This is a genomic window from Pseudorhodoferax aquiterrae, from assembly GCF_014652235.1.
Taxonomy (GTDB): Bacteria; Pseudomonadota; Gammaproteobacteria; order Burkholderiales; family Burkholderiaceae_C; genus Pseudorhodoferax; species Pseudorhodoferax aquiterrae.
This window is the reverse complement of record NZ_BMYK01000042.1, coordinates 20,935-30,410: the sequence shown is the minus strand read 5'-3', so window position 1 is coordinate 30,410 and position 9,476 is coordinate 20,935. Positions and strand designations below refer to the sequence as shown.

Sequence of the window (9,476 nt, the reverse complement as noted above, 5' to 3'; positions counted from 1 at the left end):
ACGGCCCGGCCGCCGGGGCCGAAGGCGGCGCCGGCCACGGGCGGCGCCGGCAGCAGGCTGGCGCGCGCGGCGCCCAGGTCGACCGACACGCTGGGCGGCGCGATGGACAGGCCCGCGAAGGCCGGCCCGGCCGTGGCCGTCAGCGCGGCGCCGACGCTGAGGCCGGCACCCGCGCTGGCGCCGATGCCGACGCCGGCGCCCGCACCGATCGACAGGCCCGCACCGGCACCGGCCGAGAAATCCGCCGCGGCCGACAGCGTCACGCTGCCGCCCACCGACAGCCCCGCTTCGGCGCCGAAGCGCAGGCTGGCCGAGGCATTGGCGCTGGCGATGGCGCGCGCGGCGCGTGGGTCGCCCAGCGCGTTGGCCACGCTGGCGGCGCCGGCACCCGGCGCGGCGCGCACCGGATCGGCCGGCAGGCTGCGGTCCACCGGCGGGGCGGGGCTCCTGTTGCTCTGGAACTCGACCTCCTGGCTGGCCAGCGTGAGTGCGATGGACGAGCGCAGCGGCACGCCTTCGGCCGAAAAGAAGTCCAGCGTCTCCTTGAACTGCTCGACCACGCCGCGAAAGCGGTAGCTGCCCCAGCCGAACTCGACCTTGGGTGCGAACTTCTTGCTGCCGTCCTTCGCCGGCTCCAGGAGGCCGCTGATGTGGGCCGTGACATCGCGCACCGAGACGCCGGTTTCGGTGGTGTCGAACACCAGCGTCATGCTGAGCTTGCCGCTGCTTTTCTTGACGAACTGGCGCGCGCCGTTGTTGCCGTTGCGGTCGTCGAACTCGTTGCTGACGGTGTATTCGAGCGAGGCCGGGTTGAACTGCAGCACGAAGGGCGCGCCGCCCGCGCCCGGGCCGTCCAGCACCTTGAAGGTGGCGCTGGCCACGGTGGGGGCGTCGGGCAGCCAGGCCATCACGCCGCTCCTTCGTCGTACAGGCGCAGGCCTTCGTGCGCGAGGTGCAGTTCCTCGATGCCGACCTCGGTGCCCTTGGCGTTGAGGTCTGCGGCCTTGAACTTGACCGGAAGGCAGCGGTCCAGGCCCCAGGTCAGGGCCGGGTGGCCGGCGCTGTCCTGCACCACGATCTCGGCCGACAGTCGGTAGGCGTAGGCGCCGCCTCCCACCAGCTGGAACCAGCGGAACAGGTCGCGCGAGCGCGTCATGCCGCGCTTGAGCACCACGGTGGCGAAGCTGACCTGGCCGGCGCGCTGGGTGGCACCGTAGTTGGCGCCGCCGGCGCGGATCAGCTTGGGCTCCATGGTCGCCTCCAGGCCCGTGCATTCGGCGAAGGCACCGCTGCAGACCTCGACCGCACCGCCGCCGCCGCTGCCCGCGCGCTTGAACGTGACCGCGAAGCGGAACACGTGCAGGCCGATGAAGGCGGTGTCGGTGCTCATGGGGATTCCTCCGCCAGTGCATCGACGCTGGCTGCGTGGCCGAGCTTGAGCACCACGGTGATCCGTTCGATGGCCATGGCCGGGCGCACCTGCAGCACGGCGACGAGGCGGCCGGCGTCCAGATCGGCCTGGGTCATGGTGCTGCGGTCGCAGCGCACCGAGAAGGCCTGCGCGCGCGTGGCCCCGCCAAAGGCGCCGGCCTGCCAGAAGCCGGCCAGCAGTTCCTCCAACGTGCCGCGCAGGCGCGCCCAGAGCGCCGGGCCGTTGGGTTCGAAGACCGCCGTGTCGCCGGCGCGCTGCGCGGCCTGCAGCAGCGTGCCGAGCAGGCGGCTGGCGCCGCCGAAGCGCCAGGGCTCCAGCGCCGAGGCGCTCACGTCGGACTGCAGGGCCCAGCCCTCGGACTGCTGCGCGAACAGGCACACGCGCCGGGCCAGCAGGGCGGACGGGCTGTCGGGCGCCAGGCCCCAGGCCGGCACCGGCTCTGCGCCGCCGACGTCGCGCAGCAGCGCCAGCGAGCGGTCGCCGGCCACTGCGCGGTGGGTGCCCAGCGTGACCGCGCCCTGGGCGACGAGGCCGGCCAGCACGCCGTCGGCCGGCTCCAGGCCCTGCGGCAGGTCGCCGGCCGCGGCGCGCGTGCGCAGCCAGGGCCAGGCCAGTTGCGACAGCGCCTCGGCGGGGCGGCCCTGGGCGGTGTCTTCTGCCATGCCGTCGGCCAGCACGCCGGCCTGTTCCAGGTAGTTCAGAAAGTCGGCCTGCGCGTGCACGCCGGCAACGCTGCGCGTACCGGCCTCGGGCAGCGGCAGCGCGGCCAGCAGGGTGGCGCTGCGCCGGTGGCGGGCCAGGAAGCCGCGCACGCGGTTCAGCGCCTCGCGCCATTGCTGGTAGCCGGCGGCGTCCAGGCGCGGCGCGGGCACGCGCTGCAAGGCCGTGTCGGGCTCCGGCGCTTCCTCCACGTCGCATGGCGCGAAGCCCTCGGGCGGTGGCGCGAGCGCGCGCGCGGTCTCGGGCGGTGGTGGCAGGCCAGCGCACAGGTCGGGCAGGTCGGGCAGCAGCACCAGGCTGGCCTGCGGCAGGCCGTAGAGGTGTTGCAGGCCGCGCCAGCTGGCGGGCTCGTGCGGCGCAAAGGGCGCGGCCGCAGGCAGCAGCCGTGCCAGGCGCGCGGCGCGCTGGGCTGTGCGCGTGGCGTTGTCCTGCTGCACGGGCCAGGGATCGCCCACGCGCACGACGATGGCGCGCCTGCCGCCGCGCGCAAAGAAGCTGCGCACGGCCGCACCCAGGTAGCTGGCGCAGCGGCGTGTGCCGGCCGGGTCCACGGCGCGCCGGTCCCAGTCGTAGAAGCGGTCGAACAGGTGCCAGCTGTCCAGCGCCAGCGGCAGGTCCAGCAGGTCTTCGATCTGGGTCGAGGGGCGCGCCCAGGGGCCGCGGACCCAGCCACCCGCATCCAGCTGCGCGCGCAGCGCGTCGGGCAGCGGCCGGCCGGCGCGCCGGCCGACGAAGCCGACGAAGCAGGCGACGTCCGAGCGGTAGAGGTCGGCGGGCGCGCTGGAGGCGACAGGTTCGAAGACCAGGCCCATGTCAGTTTCCTGGTGTCCGTGCTGTGGCCGAGCGCAGCGATGACCCGAATCGGTCCCCGCACCCGGGGCCCCTGTGCCCACGCCGAGGAGCGCAGTGGTCTGGGCGGCGCGGGGAACCTCGCGCTTCAACATCTGACTCATTGCACTTGTTCGAGCTGAGTGAACGCAGTGAACGGTGCGAGTTGTGCAATGCGCCCAGGCCGCGAGCACCGCAGGTTGCCCGGAGCGCCAGCGGAGGGTCGTGGGCACCGGGGTCGCCCTTTCTTTGGTTACTTTCTTTCGGCGAAACGAAAGAAAGTGACTGCGCTGCCGGGCGCATATCCCGGCCTCTGGTGCCAGCAGGAAACACTACGTCTGATCGCAATGAGGAGGTGGGGGCTTCTCCCCCACACCCCGACCTACTTTTCTTGTCTCGCCAAGAAAAGTAGGCAAAAGAAGGCGACCCCGGTCCCCCTGTCCCTCCGCTAGCGCTCCGGGCAACCTGCGGTGCTCGCGCCATGGGCTGCATTGCGCAACTCATGCTGTTCACTTCGTTCACTGCATTCGAACAAGCGCAATGAGTCAGATGTTGAAGCGCGAGGTTCCCCGCGCAGCCCATGGCACTGCGCTCCTCGGCAGGGGCACAGGGGGAAGTCCCACACGGGCCATCGCTGCGCTCGGCCTGGGGCTCGGGCCTTCGCTGCGCTCGGCCTGGGCTGGTGGCTCGGGGGGATGCCATCGTCTTCTCAGGCGCTGTACTCGAGCGCTTCGGCGGACAGCACGACTTCTTCCATCGCCACATCGCCGCCACCCTTGCCGGCCAGCGTGGGCCCCGTGTACTTCATCGGGATCACGCCGCGCAGCACCCAGGACTGCACGGGCTTTTGCGCCTCGTCGAGCAGCGTGATGGTCACGCTGCGCTGGGCCGCCGGGCCCTGCGTGCGCGCGCTGCCGATCCAGTCGAACAGGGTCTTGGAATTGAGGATGCCGCGCTTGAGCGTGACGTCGGACACCTTGTGCACGCCGGCGACCTTGCGCACATGGTTTTCCTTGTCGTTGCCGAAGCGGTACTCGGCCACCGTGAGCTCGGTGCCGATGCCCGAAACATCGGAGAAGCCGCCGAAGACCTCGCCGCCGTCGAAGTTGACGATGAAGTTGAAGGCGCCGTAGGGGGTGGTGCGATTCGCCATGGTGCGCTCCTCAGGCCGCATCGGCCGTCATCTGGCCGATGCGGAAGATCACGAACTCGGCCGGCTTGAGGATGGCCACGCCGATCAGGCAGACCAGGCGGCCGTTGTCCAGGTCGTTCTGGGTCATGACGCTGCGGTCGCAACGCACGAAGAAGGCCTGCTCGGCCGTGCTGCCCAGCAGCGCGCCATTGCGCCACTCGTTGTAGAGGAAGTCGGCGATGGTCTGGCGCACGTTGGCCCACAGGCGCTCGCCGTTGGGCTCGAACACGGCCCATTGCGTGCCGCGGTCGATCGAGGACTCCAGGTAGTTGAAGTAGCGCCGGTCGGACACGTACTTCCATTCCGGATCGCTGGACACCAGCCGCGCGCCCCAGACCCGGTAGCCGCGCCCGGAGAGGTAGCGCAGGCAGTTCACGCCCAGCGGGTTGAGCAGTTCCTGCTGCGCGAAGTTGATGTCGAGCTCGAAGCGCAGCGCACCCGTCACGACCTCGTTGGCCGGCGCCTTGTGCACGCCGCGCTGCACGTCGTTGCGCGCGTAGATGCCGGTCACGAAGCCCGAGGGCGGCAGCTCGATCTCGCGCGGGATGTCGTCGTGGCCGGGCCGGGCCAGCGGGTTGGCCACCACCACCCAGGGGTAGTAGAGCGCGGCATGGCGCGAATCGACGCGGCCACGCGCGGTGCGCATGTCGCCGGGTGTCTGGCGCGGCGCGCAGTCGAGCACGGCGATGCGGTAGGCGCGGCGGCGCTCGGCATGCGCGATCAGCGCGTTCTGCACGGCCGGGCCTTCGGCATAGGCGCTGCTGCCGGGCGCTGCGACGATGGACACGTCTTCCAGGCCCGAGAGCACGGCCAGCGCGGCGGCGTAGCTGCCTTCGGTGGTCTCGGCGCCCAGCGTGGGCGCGTTGCCGTCGCTGCCGCCGGTCAGGGTGAGCAGGCGGCGGCCCTCGGTATCGCCGGCCACCGCGGGCAGGGCGCGCACGGCGGCCAGCAGCTCGAAGGCGTCCACCTCGGCGCCGACCTCGGCCATGACCAGGTTGGTGAGCGCCTCGGCCCGGCTGCCGGGGGTCTGTGCCAGCACCGTGCCCAGCCAGCGCGGATGGGCGCGCGCCAGGCCCAGGTCTTCCCAGGTCTGGGCACCGCCGTCGGCATCGATGACGTCCAGCGCCAGCGTCAGCAGGGTGGCGCTGGCGCCGTCGCCGCCGGGCACGTCGGCCGGGCCCAGGCCCGTGAGGTCGAGCGCTGTGGCGTCCGCTTCAGCCCAGGTGGCGCCGCTGCCCTGGTACAGCGTCTCGGCGTCGTCCACCGTGATGGCCAGCAGGCTGCCGGCCGGCGCGGTGGCCATGGTGCGCAGCGTCGCCGGGCGCTGGGCCACGCGGAACAGCACGCGGCCGTTGCCGGCCGCGCCTGGAAAGCGCGCGCGCACCACCACGCTGGCGTCGGCATCGGCGCCGGTCAGCAGCGCGCCCGCCGCGTTCTGCGCGCCGTTGACGGTGCGTACCACGTACAGCCGCGAGCCGCCGTTGTCGAAGTAGGCGCGCACGGCATGGGCGACGTAGTTGAGGTTGCGCGTGGCGTCGGTCAGATCGGCCAGGCCCAGGTTCTCCAGAGCGCCATAGATGTGCTCGAAGTCGGTCAGGCTGGTGACGAGTTCGGGCACGCCCGTCACCGGTCCGCGCCGTGTGGGTCCGACGAAGGCCGTGGTGCTGGTGCCCACGCCCTCGATGGATTTGGCGCGGAAGCTGGTTTCTTCCACATAGACGCCGGGTGCCAGGTATTCGGGCATGGCCTAACTCCTTTCATGCAGGCGGAAAACGCACTCGGTGGTCATGGCACGGCGAGCACGAGGGACAGGGACAGGGTGCGGCCGGCCGCGAGCGCCACGGCCTGGGTCGCGTTGGGCAGCGTGGCGGCGCGGGCTTCGAGGCGCTCGGGATCGACCAGCGGCAGCGCGGCCGGCGCGCGGCCGGCCTGGACCGAAGCCAGCGGGGTGCGCAGGCCGGCGGCCGGATCGAACACCCATTGCAGCTCGGCCGCCAGTTCGCTGACGACCATGGCATCGGGGTCGTCCGACCAGGTCGTGACGGGCACGCCGGGCACCGGCACCAGCGCTTCGCCGCGCCAGTCCGACAGGCCGCGCGCGAGCACGCGGCCGTCGGCGCGCACCAGCAGCAGCGCGCCGCCCAGCGCATCGCCGCCGGGCTGCGCATGCAGGCTGGCACGCAGCAGCGACCAGTTGGCCCCCGTGGGCGCTGCGGCGGCGGGGTAGAGCGCCAGCTCCACCGGCGTGAACAGGTCGTCGGGCTGGCCGGCCACGGGGTCGCGCGGCAGCCTCAGCACTGCGCGGCGCGGCAGGTAGCGGCCCAGCGGGTCCTGCACGCTGAGCGCCAGCTCGACGCTGCCGGGCGCGGGGGCCGCGGGCGGCAGCGCGAAGGCGGCCGCGTGCGCGGCCAGCGCATCGGCGCCCACGACCACGTACAGGCCGCTGCGGTTGCGCCGCAGCGTGCCGCCGGCCAGCTGCAGCTGCAGCGGCGTGTCGATCTGCGCGCGCGTGACGGCATCGATGCAGCGCACGGCGCCCAGCACGCGTGTTTCCACGCGCTCCAGCTCGCGCAGCAGCAGCGCGGTCATTTGTGCACCCTTCGGCCTGCGGCCCGTCCCGCCGAGCGGGAGCGAGCTTGCTTGGGGCGGCCCGGCGCTGCGCTCACGGGTGCACTCCCGCGGGCACGGCCGTGCCGTGGACGAAGCGCGTGGCGACCACGGGCGCGGCGTCGAGCAGCCGGTCCGGGTCCAGCCGCACGCGGCGCGCGATGTAGGAGACCGACAGCCGGTAGGGCGGCTCCAGCGCATCCCAGATGCGCATCATGTCCTCGGTGCTGAGTTCGGACGGGATGATCTGCACCACCTCGTCCGGCGCCCAGCCGGACTCGGGCGACAGCGCCGAGGCGTCCAGGATGGGGTGCTGGTAGAGCTGGCGCATGGCCCAGGCCATGGGCAGCAGCTCGTCCTGCGGGTTGCCGGCCCAGGCCGTCAGCAGCAGGTGCAGGTCCAGGCCCAGCGGCGGCTGCTGCTCGGGCGACATGCGGTCGGGCCGGGCCTGGCGCAGGTGCTCGTTGACGGTCAGGCGGTAGCAGTACAGCGTGAGCCGCGTGGCATCGTCCTGCGGCCCGGCCAGCTCGCCCGAGGACAGCAGCACGAAGTCGCACGCGGGCATGGCCTGGCCCGCCACCTCGGCCGGGTAGGTGTTGCGCAGGTAGGTCACGAGGGACTGCCCCACCGAGTGGATCGCCTGGATGTTGGCCATGGTCGCCGCGTCATGCCTTTCAATGCGTTCCGGACGGGGGGCGTGCTGCACGGTAGATCGCGCCGTGGCCCGGCAACGGCACCCGCTCGATCCGGCCTTGCTGCAGCAGGGCGGACAGCGCCTGCTGCAGCTCCTGCGCCGTGACCAGCAGCCCGGCCGTGCCCAGCCACCATTGCGCGATGCCCTCCTCGGAATCGGCCGCGAACGGATGGCGCGCCAGGTAATCCAGGATCACCTGCTGCGCCTGCTGCCACGCTGGTTCCGCCGGATCGTGCAATCACACCCCCAGTCCGTCTGGGCCATGGCATTGCGAATGCCGTGCCAGCCCGAAGGCCGCAGCCAAGTGCTTGATCCGATGGGGTTTTGTGCCGTGCGCACCGCGCAGATGGGTCGCCGGCGACCCGGTGCTGCAGACCCGCCGGGTCCGCGCCGCACCCGGTGGCTACAGGCCGTGCTTCTTGAGCAGCTTGCCCAGCGCGCGCCGTTCCTTGCCGGCCAGACGGGCGGCGTGGGTCACGTTGCCCTGGGTCTGCGCCATCAGGGCCTGCAGGTAGTCGCGCTCGAACTGCAGCAGCGACTCTTCGCGCGCATCGTGGAAACTGCGCAGCGCGCCAGGGGCCACGCTGGCCGGTGTGACCACGGTCACGCGTGTGCGCGCCGGCTGCGGCGACAGCTCCAGTGTGTCGCCATCGGACAACATCAGCGCGCGCTGCACCCGGTTGTCGAGCTCGCGCACGTTGCCGGGCCAGGCATGGCAGGCCATCCAGTCCAGGCTGGCGGCGGTCAGCCGGCGTGGCGCCAGCGCGTGGCGGCGCTGGTGCTCGGCCAGGAAGTGTTCGGCCAGCAATTGGGCGTCGCCCGGGCGTTCGCGCAGCGGCGGCAGTTCCAGCAGCAGCACGTTGAGCCGGAACACCAGGTCGTCGCGGAAGTGGTGGCCGTCCAGCAGCGCGTCCAGGCGCGGACTGGCAGCGGCCAGGATGCGCACGTTGCCGCTGCATTCGCGCGCGCCGCCGACCGGGCGGTAGCGCTGGTCCTGCAGGAAGCGCAGCAGCGCGACCTGGGCGCGCAGCGGCAGCGCGTCGAGCTCGTCCAGGAACAGCGTACCGCCTTCGGCCGCGGCCACCAGGCCGGTGCGGGCCTGGCGCGCGTCGGTGAAGGCGCCGCGTTCGCAGCCGAACAGCTCGGTCTCGATCAGCGTTTCGGGCAGGGCGCCGCAGTTGACGGGCACGAAGGGCCCGTGCTGGCGCGCGGAGCGGTAGTGGATGGCGCGTGCCGCCAGTTCCTTGCCGGTGCCGGTCTCGCCCCGGATCAACACCGGCGCGTCGAAGCGGGCCATGCGCTCGATCAGCTGCAAGGCCTGCAGGAAGGCGGGCGAACGACCGATCAGGCGCGGCGCGGCAAGGCTGGCTGGCTGCATGGGGCTCCCCCGTGGTGGGCGATCCGCAAGCCTAGCGCTGCCGGCCCCTGGCGGGCAAGCCGGCGGCCCCGCCGCGCGCGCGCTGGCGGGGCCTTTTTCGGCTGGATGGTGGATGACTCCAGTCACCCACCGGCCGAGCAGCCGGTGCCTCAGCTGGCGCTCTTGTCCTTGAGCTTCTCGCCGCCGCGACGGATCGCGTCGCCGCTGCGTTCCATGCCGGTGCCCACGGCTTCGCCGGTGCGCTGGGCGCCATGCTTGATGGCTTCGCCCGTGCGATGTGCGCCGCGCTTGATCGCGTTGCCGGCGTTGTGCGCACCTTCCTTGATGTTCTGTTCCGCGCGTGCGGCCGGGCCGGGCTGCGGATTGCGCGGATCGGCGCTGCGGTAGGCCGGGGTCTGCGTGTCGGCGGAGGACGTGGCCCCGTTGGCGTTGCGGTAGTTCTGCAGGGCCTGGTCCATGCGCTGCTCGCGCGTGGTGTCCTGGGCCTGCGCCGCAGGCAGCAGGCCAGCCAGGGCGATGGTGGTGGCGGCAATCAGTCCGAGCTTGCGGGTAGAGGTCATGGTGCAATCCTTGATCGTTGGGATGGCACGAGCGTAAACAGGGCCGTGCAGCGGCGCAGTCGGCT

The 9,476-nt window shown here is 72.4% G+C and carries 10 protein-coding genes; all 10 read right to left on the bottom strand.

The genetic code is table 11. The annotated features are described in order from the left end of the window. Positions 1-908 (bottom strand): CIS tube protein (locus IE209_RS31445; RefSeq protein WP_229883152.1); only part of this gene is annotated, 908 nt, incomplete at its 3' end. Next, positions 908-1,390 (bottom strand): phage tail protein, encoded by a 483-nt coding sequence (locus IE209_RS31440; RefSeq protein WP_189690800.1) that lies wholly within the window; start codon positions 1,388-1,390, stop codon positions 908-910. The genes IE209_RS31445 and IE209_RS31440, both read right to left, overlap by 1 nt. Beyond that, the gene (locus tag IE209_RS31435; RefSeq protein WP_189690799.1) at positions 1,387-2,964 is read right to left on the bottom strand and encodes a phage tail protein; all 1,578 of its coding nucleotides are present in this window, start codon (positions 2,962-2,964) and stop codon (positions 1,387-1,389) included. Before IE209_RS31435 ends, IE209_RS31440 begins: the two co-directional genes overlap by 4 nt. 725 nt (positions 2,965-3,689) lie before the next feature. Beyond that, positions 3,690-4,133, bottom strand: a complete 444-nt coding sequence (locus IE209_RS31430) for a phage tail protein (RefSeq protein ID WP_145552505.1) — start codon at positions 4,131-4,133, stop codon at positions 3,690-3,692. A 10-nt stretch (positions 4,134-4,143) separates the two neighbouring features. Next, on the bottom strand, positions 4,144-5,916 hold the full coding sequence (locus IE209_RS31425) for a phage tail sheath subtilisin-like domain-containing protein (RefSeq protein ID WP_189690798.1): 1,773 nt from the start codon (positions 5,914-5,916) through the stop codon (positions 4,144-4,146). A 41-nt stretch (positions 5,917-5,957) separates the two neighbouring features. After that, the gene (locus IE209_RS31420; protein WP_189690797.1) at positions 5,958-6,761 is read right to left on the bottom strand and encodes a hypothetical protein; all 804 of its coding nucleotides are present in this window, start codon (positions 6,759-6,761) and stop codon (positions 5,958-5,960) included. 73 nt (positions 6,762-6,834) lie between these two features. After that, on the bottom strand, positions 6,835-7,434 hold the full coding sequence (locus IE209_RS31415) for a Pvc16 family protein (RefSeq protein WP_189690796.1): 600 nt from the start codon (positions 7,432-7,434) through the stop codon (positions 6,835-6,837). 19 nt (positions 7,435-7,453) lie between these two features. Beyond that, positions 7,454-7,669: a hypothetical protein gene (locus tag IE209_RS31410; protein ID WP_189690795.1), complete on the bottom strand. Its 216-nt coding sequence runs from the start codon at positions 7,667-7,669 to the stop codon at positions 7,454-7,456. 207 nt (positions 7,670-7,876) lie between these two features. After that, entirely contained in the window at positions 7,877-8,851 is a 975-nt protein-coding gene (locus IE209_RS31405; RefSeq protein ID WP_189690794.1) for a sigma 54-interacting transcriptional regulator, read from the bottom strand. Between the two features lie 149 nt (positions 8,852-9,000). Next, positions 9,001-9,411, bottom strand: coding sequence for a hypothetical protein (locus IE209_RS31400; RefSeq protein WP_189690793.1), 411 nt, complete (start codon positions 9,409-9,411; stop codon positions 9,001-9,003). Between the last annotated feature and the right edge of the window lie 65 nt (positions 9,412-9,476).